Annotated in this window: 13 protein-coding genes and 2 pseudogenes; 1 reads left to right on the forward strand and 14 read right to left on the reverse strand. The window is 65.0% G+C overall.

Annotated features, from left to right (window positions below):
* Positions 1–23: 23 nt before the first annotated feature.
* From nifD to NKH60_RS19230, 14 genes and pseudogenes are all read right to left on the reverse strand, one after another.
* Entirely contained in the window at positions 24–1,526 is a 1,503-nt protein-coding gene (nifD, locus tag NKH60_RS19165; RefSeq protein WP_352623436.1) for a nitrogenase molybdenum-iron protein alpha chain, read from the reverse strand.
* Positions 1,527–1,624: 98 nt separating this feature from the next.
* On the reverse strand, positions 1,625–2,518 hold the full coding sequence (nifH, locus tag NKH60_RS19170; RefSeq protein WP_352706820.1) for a nitrogenase iron protein: 894 nt from the start codon (positions 2,516–2,518) through the stop codon (positions 1,625–1,627).
* A gap of 520 nt (positions 2,519–3,038) precedes the next feature.
* Positions 3,039–3,806, reverse strand: a pseudogene (locus NKH60_RS19175) (type II toxin-antitoxin system HipA family toxin).
* On the reverse strand, positions 3,803–4,294 hold the full coding sequence (locus NKH60_RS19180; RefSeq protein WP_352872964.1) for a HipA N-terminal domain-containing protein: 492 nt from the start codon (positions 4,292–4,294) through the stop codon (positions 3,803–3,805). The pseudogene NKH60_RS19175 and the gene NKH60_RS19180 overlap by 4 nt, the downstream one beginning before the upstream one ends.
* A complete protein-coding gene (locus tag NKH60_RS19185; protein WP_352873059.1) occupies positions 4,224–4,550 on the reverse strand; it encodes a helix-turn-helix domain-containing protein in 327 nt (108 codons plus the stop codon). The genes NKH60_RS19180 and NKH60_RS19185 overlap by 71 nt, the downstream gene beginning before the upstream one ends.
* Before the next feature lie 461 nt (positions 4,551–5,011).
* Positions 5,012–6,118 (reverse strand): type 2 isopentenyl-diphosphate Delta-isomerase, encoded by a 1,107-nt coding sequence (gene fni, locus NKH60_RS19190; protein WP_502893773.1) that lies wholly within the window; start codon positions 6,116–6,118, stop codon positions 5,012–5,014.
* Positions 6,119–6,146: 28 nt separating this feature from the next.
* Positions 6,147–7,049, reverse strand: coding sequence for a terpene synthase family protein (locus NKH60_RS19195; RefSeq protein WP_352872968.1), 903 nt, complete (start codon positions 7,047–7,049; stop codon positions 6,147–6,149).
* Positions 7,046–8,596 carry a hypothetical protein gene (locus NKH60_RS19200; RefSeq protein WP_352872970.1) on the reverse strand — a complete coding sequence of 517 codons (1,551 nt, stop codon included), beginning with the start codon at positions 8,594–8,596 and terminating at the stop codon, positions 7,046–7,048. Before NKH60_RS19200 ends, NKH60_RS19195 begins: the two co-directional genes overlap by 4 nt.
* A 148-nt stretch (positions 8,597–8,744) precedes the next feature.
* The gene (locus NKH60_RS19205) at positions 8,745–9,743 is read right to left on the reverse strand and encodes a polyprenyl synthetase family protein (protein ID WP_352842915.1); all 999 of its coding nucleotides are present in this window, start codon (positions 9,741–9,743) and stop codon (positions 8,745–8,747) included.
* A gap of 155 nt (positions 9,744–9,898) precedes the next feature.
* Positions 9,899–11,242 carry a cytochrome P450 gene (locus tag NKH60_RS19210; protein WP_352872972.1) on the reverse strand — a complete coding sequence of 448 codons (1,344 nt, stop codon included), beginning with the start codon at positions 11,240–11,242 and terminating at the stop codon, positions 9,899–9,901.
* Positions 11,242–12,084 carry an SDR family oxidoreductase gene (locus NKH60_RS19215; protein ID WP_352578896.1) on the reverse strand — a complete coding sequence of 281 codons (843 nt, stop codon included), beginning with the start codon at positions 12,082–12,084 and terminating at the stop codon, positions 11,242–11,244. Before NKH60_RS19215 ends, NKH60_RS19210 begins: the two co-directional genes overlap by 1 nt.
* A gap of 168 nt (positions 12,085–12,252) precedes the next feature.
* Positions 12,253–12,396, reverse strand: a pseudogene (locus NKH60_RS19220) (ferredoxin); the annotation flags it as partial.
* Positions 12,380–13,669 (reverse strand): cytochrome P450, encoded by a 1,290-nt coding sequence (locus tag NKH60_RS19225; protein WP_352872974.1) that lies wholly within the window; start codon positions 13,667–13,669, stop codon positions 12,380–12,382. The gene NKH60_RS19225 and the pseudogene NKH60_RS19220, both read right to left, overlap by 17 nt.
* 91 nt (positions 13,670–13,760) lie before the next feature.
* On the reverse strand, positions 13,761–14,963 hold the full coding sequence (locus NKH60_RS19230; RefSeq protein ID WP_352872976.1) for a cytochrome P450: 1,203 nt from the start codon (positions 14,961–14,963) through the stop codon (positions 13,761–13,763).
* Positions 14,964–15,163: 200 nt separating this feature from the next.
* Here NKH60_RS19230 and NKH60_RS19235 point away from each other — a divergent pair, with 200 nt between their 5' ends.
* A complete protein-coding gene (locus tag NKH60_RS19235; protein ID WP_352725454.1) occupies positions 15,164–15,463 on the forward strand; it encodes a hypothetical protein in 300 nt (99 codons plus the stop codon).
* Positions 15,464–16,534 lie beyond the last annotated feature (1,071 nt).

Here is a 16,534-nt window from a genome sequence, read left to right on the forward strand (position 1 = left end):
CGGCTTACGGGAGGCCAGGCTTCTCATTCGGCTGCGATCGCCGCCGACGGCTCGGCTTTTTTCTTCCAGGGGGCGTCGTAGAGGTTCCAGACCGGGTTGTTGATGGCCAGATCCATGTCGCGGGCGAAGATGGCGAAGCCGTCGTAGCCGTGATACGGGCCGGAATAATCCCAGGAATGCATTTGACGGAACGGTATGCCCATCTTCTGGACCGGGTACTTTTCTTTGATGCCGGAGCCCACGAGATCAGGACGGATCCCCTCGATGAACTTCTCCAGCTCGTAACCAGTCACGTCGTCATAGATCAGCGTGCCCTTCTTCACGTAGTGGCCAGTGCGCTGATAGTCGTCGTTATGGCCAAATTCATAGCCAGTGCCGACGATAACCATGCCCAGGTCCTCATATGCCGTGACGACGTGACGGGGGCGCAGCCCGCCGACATAGAGCATCACCGTCCTGCCTTCGAGGCGCGGCCGGTACTTGGCTATGACCGCATCGACCAGGGGCCGGTATTTGGCGATGACCGCCTCGGCCTTGGCCTCGATTTCCGGCCCGAAATGCTTGGCTATCTTGCGCAGAGAGGCTTCGGTCTGGGAGGGGCCGAAGAAATTATACTCCATCCAGTCGATGCCATACTTTTCCTCCATATGCCGGCAGATGTAGTTCATCGACCTGTAGCAATGGATGAGATTGAGCTTGGCCTTTGGCGCTCGCTCTATTTCGGCCAGCGTAGCGTCGCCCGACCAGTTGCCGACCACGCGCAGGCCCATCTCCTCGAGCAGGATGCGCGAAGCCCAGGCGTCGCCGCCGATATTATAGTCGCCGATCACATTGACATCGTACGGGCCGGCCTCGAACTCGACCTCCTTCTTCTCGAACACCCAGTCGCGGATCGCGTCGTTGGCGATGTGGTGGCCGAGTGATTGCGAGACGCCGCGGAAGCCCTCGCAGCGCACCGGCACGATCGTCTTTTCGTGCTCCTTGGCCTTGTTGCGGGACACCGCTTCGGTGTCGTCGCCAATCAGGCCGATCGGGCATTCGGATTGCACAGTCATGCCCTTGTTCAGCGGAAACAGTTCCTCGATCTCGTCGATGATCCGTTCCAGCTTCTTGTCGCCGCCGAAAACAATGTCCTTCTCCTGGAAATCGGAGGTGAACTGCATCGTGACGAACGTGTCGATGCCGGTCGTGCCGACGTAGTAGTTGCGGCGTTGCGACCAGGAATATTGCCCGCAGCCGACCGGGCCGTGCGAGATATGGACCATATCCTTGACTGGACCCCAGACCACGCCTTTCGAGCCGGCATAGGCGCAGCCGCGAATCGTCATCACTCCGGGGATGGACTTGATATTCGATTTGACCTCGCATTCGGAAAGGACCTCGCTTTCCTCGCCAGCCTCGTCGCCGCTCTTTGCGACGCTGAGGTGCTTTTTGCGGCGCTTCGCCGCCTTGTCAGGATATTGCGACAGCACCTCCTCGATAAGCTTCGCATGTAGGGCGCCGTCATTCTCGTATTCCAGGCTCATGAGACCCCTTTCAAGGTTCAGGGTGACGCCTCACCAACGAGGCGCCGTTCTTTGAAAGGCGCGCCACGTCAGGCCGCGCCACCAGTCAGTAGCGGTCGTTACCGTGCGGCCGCCTTCGCCGCTTCCTTGACCTGAAGCTCGGCAAGCATCTGCTCGTCGGTCTTCATGATGCCGAAGTCGAGCAGCATGTCCTCGAGCTCCTCCATGGTGATCGGGGTGGGGATGGTGCCCTGGCCCGAATTGTTATGGATCTTCTCGGCCAGCGCCCTGTATTCCCCGGCCTGCTTGGAGTCCGGCGCATACTGGATCACAGACATCTTCCTGAGCTCGGCGTGCTGGACGATGTTGTCGCGCGGCACGAAGTGGATGAGCTTGGAATTGAGCCTGGAAGCCAGCGCTTCGGCGAGGTCGAGCTCGCGGTCGGTTTGGCGCTCGTTGCAGATCAGGCCGCCGAGCCGCACGCCACCCGAATGAGCGTATTTCAGGATACCCTTGGCAATGTTGTTGGCGGCATAGAGCGCCATCATCTCGCCGGACATGACGATGTAGATTTCCTGAGCCTTGTTCTCGCGGATCGGCATCGCGAAACCGCCGCACACTACATCCCCGAGCACGTCGTAGGAGACATAGTCGACATCGTCATAAGCGCCGTTCTCCTCGAGGAAGTTGATCGAGGTGATCACGCCGCGACCGGCGCAGCCGACACCCGGCTCGGGGCCGCCCGACTCCACGCATTTGATGCCTTTGTAGCCGACCTTGAGCACATCCTGGAGTTCGAGGTCTTCCACCGAACCTTCCTCTGCCGCGAGGTGCAGGACCGTATCCTGCGCCTTCGCGTTCAGGATCAGGCGGGTGGAGTCGGCTTTGGGGTCGCAGCCGACGATGAGGATTCTCTGCCCGAGGTCGACAAGGGCGGCGAGGGTATTTTGGGAGGTGGTGGACTTGCCGATGCCGCCCTTGCCGTAAAAGGCGATCTGACGCAAACCTGACATGTAGCTTTCCTTCCTTCGTTCCATTCATCGCGGCTGCCGCGACACGAATGCCGGTCGGGCAGCTGTCGCCGCCTCGCACTCAAGGTTTCAAGACTCGTGCCAATTTGGCTCATCGAATCGAAGAATAAATTTGTGGTTGTTTTTCAGGTGTTTAGCTTGAAGCCGCAGAAAGGATCGTCGGAACAAGCCGTGTAGCGGACCCGACAATGGCGACACAAAGCGTCGGATCGCGATCCCCAGTCACGCATTCGTTCGAACCGCATCATTGTGTTGAGGTGGGCGAACAGCATCTCGACCCTCTTGCGTTTTTGCGGGATGCTGCGAACTCTCCTGTTCCGGCGAGCTGACGTGCTTGGTCTCGCGTGCCCTCATCGACACTGCGCGGAATCTTGCGCCACGCTGGCATACCTGCGAGCCACCGCCATCAATTCGGGGCTGCGGGCGATCATCCGCAATATCATCAACCCAAGAGGCTCGGCTCACTTATTGGCGCAGGAGTTCAGTATCGGCGTCATCGCCTTCACATGTTCGTCGATCCGCTCGAGCACTTTCGCCGCGACAACGTCGCGCTCAGGCAGATGCAGTGCTCGTTGACGAGTTCGACGGTCTCGACCACTGCCTTCAGGACTGCCGGCTCCGGAAGCCTTGCACGGTTCGCGAATGCTTTCCATCGCGGTGCTGCTAGCGCCTTGAACGAGCGCTCCCCTCCAAGCGAAAGCGCCATGGCGTCGGCGGGAATATATGGCACGGTCGACAGAACGTCGTAGATTGGTGCAAGCACCGGCTTGTCGCCGTTGCCGGGATAAACCAAAGACCAGTTCTTCAGGTGCATGTCGCCATGGCCGGTGATGACCGTCAGCACCAGGCGGCGGACGCATTCGAGAGCCGCCGTAGGCGAGACGGCTACGCCAAGGGGCCAAGGCTATGTCGTGATAAGCGGCCCCCTCATTTTTGCGCGAGGATAGACACCGAAGACCTGAGCGAAATCCTCGATGTGTATCCTCTCGCCATCGGCGCCGCGATCGAAGCGTTTGACGAGAAGGACCTTGCCCTCCGACAGCGTGTTGAATTCTTCGGGAACGCCCTCAAAATCGGACTTCTCGACCAGTTCGCATTCAGGAACCTCCATGCCGATCGCTGCAGCCAGCGCCAGGTTGGCGAATTCGTTCTCGGAAACGCCCGGAAACGCCGCCGAAGGGAACTTGGCGATGTACCGGTCCTGCTCGTCGTCCATCGGCAAGGTAAGGCCACCGCCTTTTCCAGTGTTCTTCATGACCGACAGCTTCATCTGCACGCCGGCAAGTGAGAACGTGCCTTGGGCTTATCTTTTGAAGCATCCTGCGAAACCGCTATCGCGCCGTCACTGGGCAACGCCCGTACGGCTCCCGGCAGATCGGCGCCCAGCGCTGCTAAAAGATCGAAATCATTGCCTGGCCGGACATTGCCTTGGTGGTGCTTTTCCATCGCCTCGCGCAATTTCTCCTCCGGCAGGAGGTTCGCGAAGAAAGCGGGCAAGGCGCCCGCCAGAGGCTTCGGATCTTTCCGCAATCCTCCCGTCGCTGCCCGGAACGACAGGCTGAAAACCGGAAAGCCGCCCGTCGCGCGGTAGGCCTCATCGAAGTTAAATGCATTGAAATCGCCCGGCGTCCTAACGATTGTGCCGACCTTCAGTGCGTTCAAGAGCACGTCCAGCGACGGGATCGTCTTAGGTGCGCGAAAAACTGGAGCCATGATCGTCATCGTCAGGTTGAGGAACAAAAGCGGGTCGATCGTCATCATCATTCCGACGCAATAGAGCCTGGACAGCCGGCACCATGACTTGCGGAACCATCATCATTTCCAGACCGAGTGCGCGAGCGATATTCATGAGCGTCGTCGCACGCGCCGCTGCGGCTCCCTTTTCGATGTCGCGATAGCGGGGACGGGATATACCCGCCAAATCAGCGACCTGCTCCTGCGTCATGGCAGCGGCCAGCCTCGCCTGCCTGAAAAGCCGACCGATTTCGCGCAGAATTTCCGATTCAGATGCCATCATGATACCTATACGATCTATTCCAATGCGCGATGATACGCAAAGGTATCTCATTGCTCCGGTGAGTGCGATATGAGCCCAAGGAACCGGTGCGACCTGGGAGAGCAACTCGGCGGGAATATCGATGCCCTGGCTTCGGACATAATCGACAGCGCAGCTGAGATAGACGGTAAAGCGCGTAGGCTGTTGGCGGCCCGTTCAGTTCTGGCTGTCGGAAAGGCGCCCGAAGCCGGTTGCGAAGTTCGCCCTTGATCTCCGCCGCCCGGAGCTGCACGAGCATATGCGCACCGTGAAGTGACCAGCGCATCTGCTGCTTCTTGACCATACGTTTCCCGACGACTGAGTTCACCGCCGACTCGGCGAGAGTGGTGGCGACGGCGAAGCCCAGCCCGGTAGCGCTTTCCATCCTTTCTGACTCAGTAAGACTAGGCGCCCGCCGCCACGTGCGGGCGACGCCGGCATCAACCGACGGGCAGACGCGCTGAGGGCAACAAGCGCGCCTGACGCAACGCCGCCAGATCAGCCGAGCCGGTGCAGAAGCAGGCGACGGCCAACTGGCGGATGACGATCTCGAAATGCGCGACAACCGCCTCGGTGGATACCGTAGCCGCGCGCAGCACGCCGGCCGCCTGCCCGGCGATGTCCGCGCCCAGGCGGATGGCCTTGGCCACGTCGACGCCGTCGCGGATCCCGCCCGACGCGATCAGCTTCACCGTTGGCAGCGCCCGACGTACCGCCTGCACGCTGGCCGGGGTCGGAATCCCCCAATCGGCGAAGGCCATCGCCACTGCACGGTCGGCGGCATCGCGGGCGCGCTCGCCCTCCACCGCGGCCCAACTGGTGCCGCCGGCGCCGGCGACATCGATCACCGCCGCGCCCGCCTCGACGAGCGCACAGGCCACCGAGGCGGACAGGCCTGACCCCACTTCCTTGGCCACGATCGGCACGCCCACGCTGCGCGCGGCGCGAGCGATCTGCGCCAGGACGCCGCGCCAGTCGCGGTCTCCCTCCGGCTGTACCGCTTCCTGCAGCGGATTGAGATGGACGATGAGTCCATCGGCCTCCAGCGCATCCACCGCCCGGCGCGCCAGGTCCAGGCCGTCGGCCTCGCGCAGTTGCGCGGCGCCGATATTGGCCAGCAGGGGAATGTCTGGGGCCAGGCGGCGCAGCGCGCGCGTCAGCCCCTGGGAGTTGCGGGATTGCAGGCTCACGCGCTGCGAACCGACGCACATGGCGATCCCCAAGGCTTGCGCTGCCTCGCTCAGATGCCGGTTGATGGCCTCGGCGCGTGGCATGCCGCCGGTCATGGAGCTGATCAGCAGCGGCGCGCGCATGGTCTTGCCCAGCAGCCAGGCGCGCAGGTCGATCTGCGTCAAGTCCAACTCGGGCAATGCGCAGTGTTCGAAACGGATGTACTCCCAGCCGGCGGCGACCGTGGCCGTCGCCGTTCGCCGATCCAGCACGATGTCCAGATGGTCGTCCTTGCGCCGGCTCAGGGCGGTGTCGCTCACGCTCGCTCCATCCGTCGCATCGGGCGACGGCGTTGTGTCGGATCGGACCGACGGCAGCGCGCGCACGCCGCCGCCTCCCGTGCGTTCAGGCCGGCGCACGCTGGCCTCCCCCCGCAGCGTCGCTGCGGTAGCGGCTGGTTGAGGTCTGGTAGTACTGCGCGCGGATGGCCGCCATGGCCTCGATCAATGGTCCCCACGGCGCGGGAAAGCGTTCTTCCGCCATCACCCGGTGCAGAATGCGCGTATGGCCGGCCAGCTCGTCCTTGAGGAAATCCACCACAGGCATAGCCGGATAGCGCTGCAGCAGCACGATCGCCGCGTTGTCGGCCTCGCCAGCCGACCTGTCCTTGTCGCGTCCATGCAGATCGTTCTGCAAGCGCCCTATCGCGGAGATGAGCCGCAGGACCTGGCGAAACGCCGGACGCGCGCGCAAGGCCGCCATGTCCAGCCCCCACAGCAACGACAGGCAACAGAACACGTTCGTGTAGGCGATCGAATCGATGCCGTTGTGCAGGTACTCGGCGTAGGACCAGCGTTCCGCCCCTGCCGCCTGCGCGCGTCCGGCGCGCAGCGCCGCGCAGTAGCACCGGGTATCGTCGAGAAGCTGGGCATAGTCGCGACGATCGTAGGCGAGCGCGGCCAGCGAAGCGCGCAGCACAGCGCAGCCCTCGAATCCGGGGAGCGCGCACGGCCCGCCCTGCCCCAGCGCCTGCTCCACCGCGGCGAGCTGCTCCGGCGCGATCAGGCCAAGGTCGTTGCAATCGTCGAGCCAGAACAGCAGCGCCAGTTCGCGATAGAATGCCACGATCAGCGTTTCGTCCTGCGGATCGCGGCCGGTGCGGGCGCTGGTGTCGCGCAGGCTCGGGTGGATGCGCTGCAGGATGTACTGGCCGCCCCTGACCGCTTCCACGGCATGCTCGTCGGCGAACCCGGTCAGGGAACGCCCCCACTCCAGCACCTGCTGCAGCGCGCGTTCGTTCTGGATCATGGCGCCGCTCCTGCTCCCTCGGCCAGGACGCGCCGCCCCCAACGAAGCGCCAGCCACAACCCGGCGAGTTCGGCCACGCGCACCACCCGGGTGGGGCAATACAGTTCCTTGCCGATCCACAGCGGCGTCTGCGGCAGTGCATGCGCCGCATGGCGGGCGAGCATCCACTCCCGCGCACGCGCCACCGCCTGCGCGATGCGCCGGCGCCCTGTCGGCTCTTCGCTCCCGTCCATCACGTGCAACGCGAACAGCGCATAGGCGGTTTCCTCGAATGTGGAGGCGCGACCGGCGCCCCAGCCGCCGTCGTCGCGCTGCGCCTGCATGAGCGCCGCCAGCGCGCGCTCGTCGCGCCACTGGGGCTTGCCTTGCGCCAGCGCAGCGACCGCATGCGCGGTGGGATACAGCCACGAAACGTGCCATTTTTCGTTGTCCCATAGACCGTGCGGGTTGCGATTGGCCTCGACGTAGGCGCTGGTGCCGGCGGCGGGCTTTCCCAACATTCGCAACGCATGCAGGGCATGGATGTTGGTCGACACCGAGGCATTGCGCTCGCCGGGGAAGGTGACGAACAGCTCGCCGATTTCGAAATGGCGCAACGAATCGACCGCCGGGTCGCGGCCTGCAAGGCGCAGGACGCACATCGCAACGGCGGTGTCGTCCGCATCGGCCGCGAAGTGCAAGGCCGGGCCCAGACCGCGCACGCCCAGGCGGGCGTCGAGCTGCGCGACGATCATTTGCACCGCCTCGGCGAGCGCGGGATGCGCGAACAGACCGGCCAGATGCAGGGTGTACAGCGACCAGCATGGCTCGAACACATTGATCGGCCAGACGTTGGGAACGACACCTTCGATGCCGCTGCGCGTTGCCCGCGATGCCGCCTGCAGATACGCGTCGGCGCGCCCGACATGCGGCGTGTTCCCCTGTGTCACGGCGTGCGCACGCCACGCGGCGGTGGCCGCCGGACTGATGCCGATGCTGCCGTCGTCATCCGGGCATGCGGTGGTCGGCGACGTCCCCCAGGCTTCCCAGGAGTGCAGCAACGGATGGCCGCTCGGCAACGTCCCCACCGCCCCCAGCTTGACCAGGCACGCTTGCCGCAACGGCAACAGCGCCGGGTGGCGCGGAAACGCCACGCCGCCCAGCAAGGATACGGCCTCGCCGCACAACTGCGGCAGGATCAGCTCCGCGCCGATCGGCGCGTCTTCCGGCACCGCATGCGCGTAGGGATCGGGCTGGCGCTCGAGGAACCGGGTTGCAGCCTGGACTGCGTCGGCGGCGCCGGGAAGAGGATCGGCACGCTGCAATGCCAGCAACGCCGCCCACGTGGGCGCATGGCGGAACAGCGGGAAGTCCGCACTTCCCCATCCGCCATCGGCCTGTTGCTGCGCGATGAGCCACGCGTACGCGTCCTGCCGACCGGTGGCGTTGCCGTGGAACTGGAGAGCTCGCGCCGTGTCGTAGACGGACGGACCGACGCTGCCGCCCTCGCTCATCTCGCTCAGCAGGTGGCGCAATTCGGAAAGGATCTGTTCGGACAGCGCGTTCACGCGGGATGTTCCTTCTGCAGACGGTTGACGAGAACCAGGATCGGCAGACGCCGCGCACATCGCCGCGGACTCGGGCACAGTGCAGCATGCACCGCTGCCGCCGGCCGATCGCAGTGGCACAGGGGCGACTCCATGTGGACGGGCGTGCTCATGCGCATGGCGCGTGCTTGAACAGATACCCGTTGGCCCGCTGCAGTATCTGCGCCAACCGTTCCGCACGCGGCCCCAGCGGGGCGATGGCTTCCCCGGCGTCGCGCAACAAATCCAGCGCGAACTGGCGCGCTGCCTGCAGCCCCATGATCGACGCGCAGGTCGGCTTCTGCGCCGCCGCGTCCTTGCCGGGGGTCTTGCCCAGCGTCGCGGTATCCGCTGTCGCGTCGAGAATGTCGTCGATCACCTGCAACGCCAGGCCGAAACAGGCGGTGTACCGATCGAGCGCACAGTACAGCGCAGCGTGCGCGGCATCCTCCGCGATGGAGCATAGCGCGCCCATGCGAACGGACGCGCGCACTAGCGCTCCGCTCTTCATCCGGTGCATCGCCACGATCCTGTCCAGGTCGGCGTGCTTTCCGACCAGCGACAGATCCATGGCCTGCCCGCCTGCGGCACCCTCGGCGGACACGGCCTGCGCCAGTTCGCGCACGAGCGCGATACGGTTGTCGCCCGGCGCATCCAGGCTCGCCAGGGTCAGGAAGGCGTGCGCCTGCAGCGCATCGCCGACCAGGATCGCAGTGGCTTCGCCGAACTTGACGTGCACGGTCGGAAGGCCGCGGCGAAGCACGTCGTCGTCCATCGCGGGCAGGTCGTCGTGGACCAGGGTACAGGCGTGCATCATCTCGATGGCGGCGCCGACGTCGTCGAGCATGTGCGCCGGCGTGTCGGCCAGTGCGCCGGCAGCCAGACAGAGCAAGGCGCGGGTGCGCTTCCCGCCATGCAAGGTGGCGTAGCGCATCGCCGCCATCAGCTCGGTCTCACCGTCGTCTTCGGCGCAGAGAAGACGCGCCAGTACCTGTTCGACCCGCTTTGCGCCGTCCTGCATCCAGATCTCCGGCAGCAGCCTGCCGGATGCGCCGCGCGCCTGCGCGCCCAATCCGCCGAGCGCGGAAACGCCAGTTCGGTCGTCGTGTAGCGTGGAACCGGTCTGCATGTTTTTCATGGTCCTTGTACCTGACACGAGATGGCCACGGCGAGCGCCAAGCCGCAGCGGTGTTGCCGGCGTCGCACCGAACGCGTGCGCTGAGTGCAGCAATGCCGGGCCTCGCCGGCGCCGCTGCCTCGCCACACGGGGCATGCGATGCCAGCTCATGAGAAATCTATGCGGATTGCCATGGACGGATGTGCGGTCGGGTAATAGCGCCGGCCTTTTTCGACGCCGCTCAGCAACCGCGGCCGCACCCCGGCCTTGTGCATGGTCAGCGCCAAGGCGATGCAGAACTGCACCATCTCCAGCCATACCAGGTGGTAGCCGATGCAGACGTGTGGGCCGGTACCGAACTGCAGCATGTCCACCGGCCGGATCGGCTCCGTGCGTTGCAGCCACCGCGCCAGGCGGAACTGATCAGGCGCCTCGTGCAGCAGCGCCGAGGTCGAGAAATGCAGCAGCGGGATGCACAGATGGGTGCCCGCGGGAATGCGCCGTTGGCCGAGTTGCAATTCCTGCAGGGCGCGACGCGGCAGGAGCGTGGTCGCCGGATGCAGGCGCAGCGTCTCGCGGAACAGCGCCTCGGCGACCGGACACTGCGCCAGGTCCGCGTGCCGGGTCGGCACCGCGCACACGCGTTGCGCCTCCTCGACCAGGGCGTCCCACAGCACAGGCTGCCGCGCCAGCTCGATCACCATCCAGGCCATCGTCGAGGCAGTGGTGTCGTGACCGGCAAGCAGCAGCAAGCGGATATTGGCGACCAGGACGTCATCGGAAAGCGCATCGTCGCTGCGGTCGGAGGCGCTCACCATGTCGTTGATCAACCCGGTGCGCGCGGCATGCGCGCGCGCATCGCGGACGAACTGGCGCAACTGCGCGTCGATCCAGTCGCGGGCGGCGCGGCCTCGCCGCAAGGGCAGTCCGGGCAGGTCGACCGGGGGCGCGACGATCAACTGCAGCAGTTGCCGGTATTTGCGATGCCATCCCGGCAGGTCCTGCGCGGGGATTCCCATGAGGCTGAAGATGAGCTTGAGCATCAGGTCGCCGGTTTCGCGCAGGATGGTTACGTCGCCGCGGTCGCGCCACGCCTGCACCCGTGCCCAGATGACGGGCGCGAACAGGTCGCCGATGCCGGCCTGGGTCAGCCCCTTAGGCAGGAACGCCGCCTTGATCGCATCGCGCGCCTGCCGGTGCGCGCCGCCGTCCTGGGCAACCAACGTTCCGCCAAGCAATTCGGGCGCGATCTCTTCGATCAGCGCCGAGGACACGTCCTTGTGCCGGAGCAGTGCGAACGCATCCGGATGCACACAGGTCATCAGATGTCCGGCAGGGCCGAAATCCAGCCAGAAGTGGCTGCCCAGCGTCCGTTCTGCGCGCTGCAGCAGGCGCGGCAGGTCGCAGACAATGGCGGGAAGATGCCCGACCAGGGGGAAAGCGCCAGGCATGACCGGGATGTCGCATCGCAGCCGGTGCCGACGGTCGAGTGGGTTGAGCAGCATGTCCATCAGCAGCGCGCCGCCGCCGCCGATTCGGTGTCGCCGGCAGGGCGCGCGGCGCAGCTGTTGCCACCGTCGGCGTATGTCGGCACATGCGCCAGCATGCCGCCATCGATGCACACGACCTGGCCTGTGATAAACGCAGCATCGTCGGAGAGCAGGAACGCCACGAGCGCGGCCACGTCCTCGGGGCGGCCGACGCGCTGCAGGAGCTGGTGCCGGCGCAGATGCCGTTGCATGCACTCGTCCAGCTTGGCGAGGAGACGCTCGGTCATGACGAGACCCGGCGCAACGGCGTTGCAGCGGATCTGCGCATGACCGTATTGGGTGGCGAGCGAAGCCGAGAGCATGTTCATCGCCGCCTTCGACGCGGCGTAGGACGTCTGCGCCGTGTCACCGCTGAGCCCCTGGCACGACGACATGTTGACGATCGCGCCACCGCCGCGGGCGATCATCCGTGGGATGGCCTGCCGGCAGCAGAGCAGCGTGCCGCGCAGATTGGTCGCCATGGTCTGGTCCCAGACTGCCAGGTCCAGGTCGAGGATCGCGCGGTCGCGCGGGGTCAGATGCATGGCGCTCGCATTGTTCACCAGCAGGTCGACCCCCCCGAAGTGCCGCTCCGCCGTCTCGAACAGCGCTGCCACCGCCTGCTCATCGGCGATATCCATGGCTATGGGCAGCGCGTGGCCTGCTTCGGCCGCGATCTGCGCGGTGCAGGCGATGGCCGCCGAGCCATCAATGTCGGCCACCACCACTCTGCCGCCCCCGCGCGCGATGGCGAGAGCGCATGCCTTGCCGATGCCGGCGCCGGCGCCGGTCACCACGGCCACCTTGCCTTCAAACCGTCCCATCGTGTCTCCTGAATTGCATTGGTCTTTCGCAGCATGCCGCTCGGCCTCCGCCGGAGAAGGCGCAGGGTCGGCGCTGGCGCGCTCGTCATGGCCAGTGTCGCTTTCGATGACCCGAATGGCGGCGACCGGGCACTGGTTGGCCGCAAGCCGCACGGCGGCGTGCAGCGCCTGCGGGACCGTCGCCACGCACACTTCGGCCACGCCGTCCGGTTCGCGCTGGCGAAATGTGCCCGGCAGCGTCAGCACGCACTGCCCGGTAGTTCCGCACAGATCCTGATCGACCAGGACGCGCATCTCAGCCCTCCTGCCCATGCAGCCGCACCGGCAGCGCGCGGAACGTCCTAAGGAACGCGGAGGGCTCCCGGGTCGGCTGCTCGGCCAATGCCAGCGTGGGGAAGCGCGCCTGGATCCGCGGCAGGCTCTCGGCCACCTGCACCCGGGCCAGTTGCGCACCCAGGCAGAAGTGGATGCCGTGGCCGAAGGTCAGCATGATCTTCCCGTCGATCGACATGCCAGGACTGGTGCCGTAGAACCGCACGGGATCGAAGCGGTCGGGATCGGCGAAGGCGTCCGGGTCGCGATTGCCGGCCGCGATCAGCACGCGCACGTCCGCGTTCTTCGGGATCACCACGCCGCCCAGTTCGATGTCGCGCTGGGCGATACGCGGAATGGAGCTGAACATGGCGGGCGCGTCGTAGCGCAGGGCTTCTTCGACGAATGCCTTCACCCCCACGGCATCTCCCTTCAGCCAGTGCCGCTGTTCGGGATACGCGAGCATCGCCAGGACCGCATGGCCGATGGCCGCGGCAGTGGTGGCGAAGCCGCCCAGCAGCATGCCCCAGAGCATGCTGATCAATTCCGCATCCGACAGCATCTCGGCATCGTCGTCGTGTGCGCCGACCAGCATTGACACGATGTCGTGGCGGGAATCGGTGCGCTTGCGCTGTATGAGGTCGCCGAAGTAGGCCTGCACTCTGGCGCTGGCCGCGTCCCCCGCAGCGAGTTGGGGATCGCTGGCGTGCGGGCTCAGGCCTTCCAGAATGGCGCTGATGCCGGTGACGAGCCCGAGAATGTCGTCCGGGGGCATGCCGAACAGTTCGCCGAAAACCAGCATGGGCAAGGCCAGCGCGAATTCCTGATGCAGGTCCACTGCCTCCCCGCGCTCCAGTGCGGGCGCCATGCCGTCCAGGCGCGCTGCGACAATGCGAGCGATGGTCGGCCTCAGGTTGTCGATCTGGCCGATGGTGAAATCGCGCGAGATCAGCCGGCGCAGACGCGTATGCGTTGGAGGTTCCTTCATCGCTAAAGTGGACGCCAGCAAACTTAGCGACAGGCTGGTCGCCGCACGCGGGAAATAGCGCGCCAGTTCGCCTGGTGCCGGCCCCCGAAAAGCATCGCCCGTGGCCTTGAGCGCCCAGTAGATGTCGGCGTGGCGGCTCAACAGAAAGAGGCCCGACGCCGCGCGATGTACCGGATCGTGCTCGCGCAACCACCGCATGAATGGGTACGGGTCCTGAATGCACGCTGGCGACGCCAGTTCGGCGAAGGCATCCCGGCATGCTGCCGTGGTTTCTTGCACGTCCATCTTGGTCACCTGTTGGCTAGCTGATCTGATCGGCGCGCGGCAGGCGCGCCGGCAATTTGGAGAACATCGCGTTCCTCGTGGCGTCCGCGCATCACCAGAGCACCGGGAACTCCTCGAACCCGCCAGTGATGATCTCCTTGCGCAACTTCAGTTCTTCGGGCGCCACGGCCAGGCGCAGCGCGGGAAAGCGCTGGAAGATCGAACCGAACACCGCCTTGAGTTCCAGCCTGGCCAGCGCCAAGCCGATGCAGTTGTGCGGCCCGTAGGAGAACGCCAGGTGCGGGTTTTCGTCACGTCCGACGTCGAAGATTTCCGGGTCGTCGAAATGGCGCGGATCGAACGACGTCGCCGGCAGGCCGACCAGCACCTTGCTCTCCGCGGGAACATGCACGCCCGCGATGGTCACGTCGGTCCTCGGATAGCGCATGATGCCGTCCCAGCCGGCGCCCGGCGGGTACATGCGCAGGATTTCCTCCACCGCCTTGTCCACCAGGGATGGATCGCCGACCAGGCGTTCGCGCTGTTGCGGATGGCGGAACATGGCCAGCAGGCCGAATTCGATCTGCGCGACGGTGCTCTCGTGCCCCGCCACCAGCATGCCGGCCGCCAGGCCGATCGCCTCTTCCTCGGTCGCCTTGCCCTGGTCGACCGCCGCGAGCAGATCCGTCAGCACGTTGTCGCCCGGATCCTGGCGCTTGTCCCGCATCTTGCCGCGAATGTAGGCGCGGAGTTCTTCCCAGGCCAAGCGCGACGCGCTTCGCGGGCCGCTTTCATGCTGGTGCGTCATCACCTCGTCGGACAGCCCGGCGAAAAAGGCGTGATCCTCGTAGAGCACGCCCATCAGCGCGCCAATGACCATGGCCGGAAGCGGAAAGGAGAGGTGGCGCCGCAGATCGGCGGGCTGGGGCTGGGCCGCCAGCGTCTCGAACAACTGCGTGGCGATCGCCTCGACCTGCTGCGCGAGCAGCTTCACCCTGCCGTTGCTGAAGCCCGGCGCCACGATCGTGCGTAACCGTGTATGCTCGCCCCCCTCGTGCGAGACCAGCCATCCTGGCGAACCGAGAATCACCGAATCCGGGGTGAATGCCGCCGGCGGCATTCCCGCGGGCCGGAACGCCGCGTCGGACAACACCGCCTTGGCCTCGTCATAGCCTGTGACCCACCAGCCTTCGTGCCCGGACGGAAAGCGCACGTGGTGGATCGGACCGTTGGCGCGTAGCGCCAACATCTCGGGCGAGGGCTCAATGTGATCGACGCGCCACATCGGCAGCGTCGGCAAAGGTTGTTCGGACATGGTGGCACTTCACTCTATAGCGATGGAAGGGCGGAAGGTGACCGGCGGGCGCTGCGGCAGCGAAGACCTAAGACGGCATGTAGACGACGTCGTCCGAAGGCAGACCGATTATCAAGATCGGCTAACGCGTACCTGTCTAGGCACATCGCGCGGCGAGATGCAGAACGTTATCCTGCACCTTCGAGGTCAGGATAAAGTCGGTGTGGTGGGCCTTTGACTCGCCGCCGGCCAAGATTTCCTGCGCAAGGGTCGACAAGGGCGGCGAGCTGTTGGGTAAGGGCGGTTTCGCCGAGGACCCCCTGTCCATAGACGCTATCCGACGCGGATTTGACATTTTGCTTTTCTTTCTTCGTTCCATTCGTGTCATCCACGAAATGAAAGTCGGTCGGCGGCTCCCGGCCCGCAACGAAGGTGCTTCAAATCTCGTGCCAATTTGGCCGCAGCAGAAAAAAATTGTGGCAGCTTCTCAGCGGCTTAGCCTGAGGCCAGAGAAGAGCTAGGCGAAATAAGCCGGTGTCGCGGGCCAACAAAGGCGACGGAACAGTGTCGGACAGAACGCCTCGGGCGACCTTTAGGTCGGGCTTGCGACATTCTGGTCCAGTTTCGAACATAAGAGGGCGGCAAACAGACACGATTGGGGAATTCGATCCTCACGGCGCCGGGGCGCTTGTCCAAGAGCGCGCGCTCATGTTGCTGCGACAGGCGCGTGTTCGCGATAGCCGTGCCTGCGCACCCATGAACGCTAGCGGCACACGCTACGACTGGAGTGCCCGCCATGCATCGGCTCGGCTTCCGGTTCTTCTTTGCCCAGCCGGGGCTGAAGCGCCGAATATCCGCACCATACAGCATCGTTGTTGCCTGTGTGACGAGGCGATATAGCGCGCGCCCGATCTTCCAAGCCTCCGAGAAGAAGGGGGCGGTCCAACAGCACCTCTATTTGAAATGGCACGCCGCTTGCTGCTCCTGGTTAGAGCACCATCAAATCACGATGAAAGCGACTTGCACCATGCCCGACACGCGAAGCTCTAGACAGTGGCCTGAGGAGACGGTGCCCGTTCCCGCTGAACATCGGGACATCGTCTCCTCCGGAAGTCCGTTCTCGGTGGCCGCTTTGCGCATGGCTGGTCCGATGCCGGCACGCCAACACGGGCCGCTCGCGCAAATGCCGTTTACCGGTTCTGTTCAGCATGTGAGTGCCCAAGAGCCCCGTCAAAGGGTCACCCAAGCCAAGGCCGGCGGGTCACTGCCACATATCGACAACACGCTGAACCAGTCCAGTGACGCGAGTCTGTTGCGTGAAGTGACATTTCAGGCCCCCACATGCTTGCGATATTGGCTACTTCCGGCCGCTATCCCTTTTCCAAACGCACGATCGCGAGTGACCGATCCCGCTTCCGGCGCCATAGCCGTGGGAACCAAGCAGCTCGACGTCAGCTCGCTCAGATCGATTGCGTTCGGGTGGCCAAGACCAGCCGCCAAGACGTTCCCATACGTCGGGAGGGAAAAAGGAGGTTGCGAGCCGCGAGGTCCTCATTCCGTGCCGGGCATACGAGCCTTTGCTCGGTATTGCG

Origin of the sequence: Mesorhizobium sp. M1006 (assembly GCF_040318825.1) — a bacterium.
Lineage (GTDB): Bacteria > Pseudomonadota > Alphaproteobacteria > Rhizobiales > Rhizobiaceae > Mesorhizobium.

Excerpts from the sequence above, each read along its gene's own strand:
- nifD (WP_352623436.1), bottom strand. The coding sequence starts at position 1,526 with ATGAGCCTGGAATACGAGAATGACGGCGCCCTACATGCGAAGCTTATC.
- nifH (WP_352706820.1), bottom strand. The coding sequence starts at position 2,518 with ATGTCAGGTTTGCGTCAGATCGCCTTTTACGGCAAGGGCGGCATCGGC.
- NKH60_RS19180 (WP_352872964.1), bottom strand. The coding sequence starts at position 4,294 with ATGACGATCGACCCGCTTTTGTTCCTCAACCTGACGATGACGATCATG.
- NKH60_RS19185 (WP_352873059.1), bottom strand. The coding sequence starts at position 4,550 with ATGGCATCTGAATCGGAAATTCTGCGCGAAATCGGTCGGCTTTTCAGG.
- NKH60_RS19195 (WP_352872968.1), bottom strand. The coding sequence starts at position 7,049 with ATGATCCAGAACGAACGCGCGCTGCAGCAGGTGCTGGAGTGGGGGCGT.
- NKH60_RS19205 (WP_352842915.1), bottom strand. The coding sequence starts at position 9,743 with ATGCAGACCGGTTCCACGCTACACGACGACCGAACTGGCGTTTCCGCG.
- NKH60_RS19210 (WP_352872972.1), bottom strand. The coding sequence starts at position 11,242 with ATGGACATGCTGCTCAACCCACTCGACCGTCGGCACCGGCTGCGATGC.
- NKH60_RS19215 (WP_352578896.1), bottom strand. The coding sequence starts at position 12,084 with ATGGGACGGTTTGAAGGCAAGGTGGCCGTGGTGACCGGCGCCGGCGCC.
- NKH60_RS19225 (WP_352872974.1), bottom strand. The coding sequence starts at position 13,669 with ATGGACGTGCAAGAAACCACGGCAGCATGCCGGGATGCCTTCGCCGAA.
- NKH60_RS19230 (WP_352872976.1), bottom strand. The coding sequence starts at position 14,963 with ATGTCCGAACAACCTTTGCCGACGCTGCCGATGTGGCGCGTCGATCAC.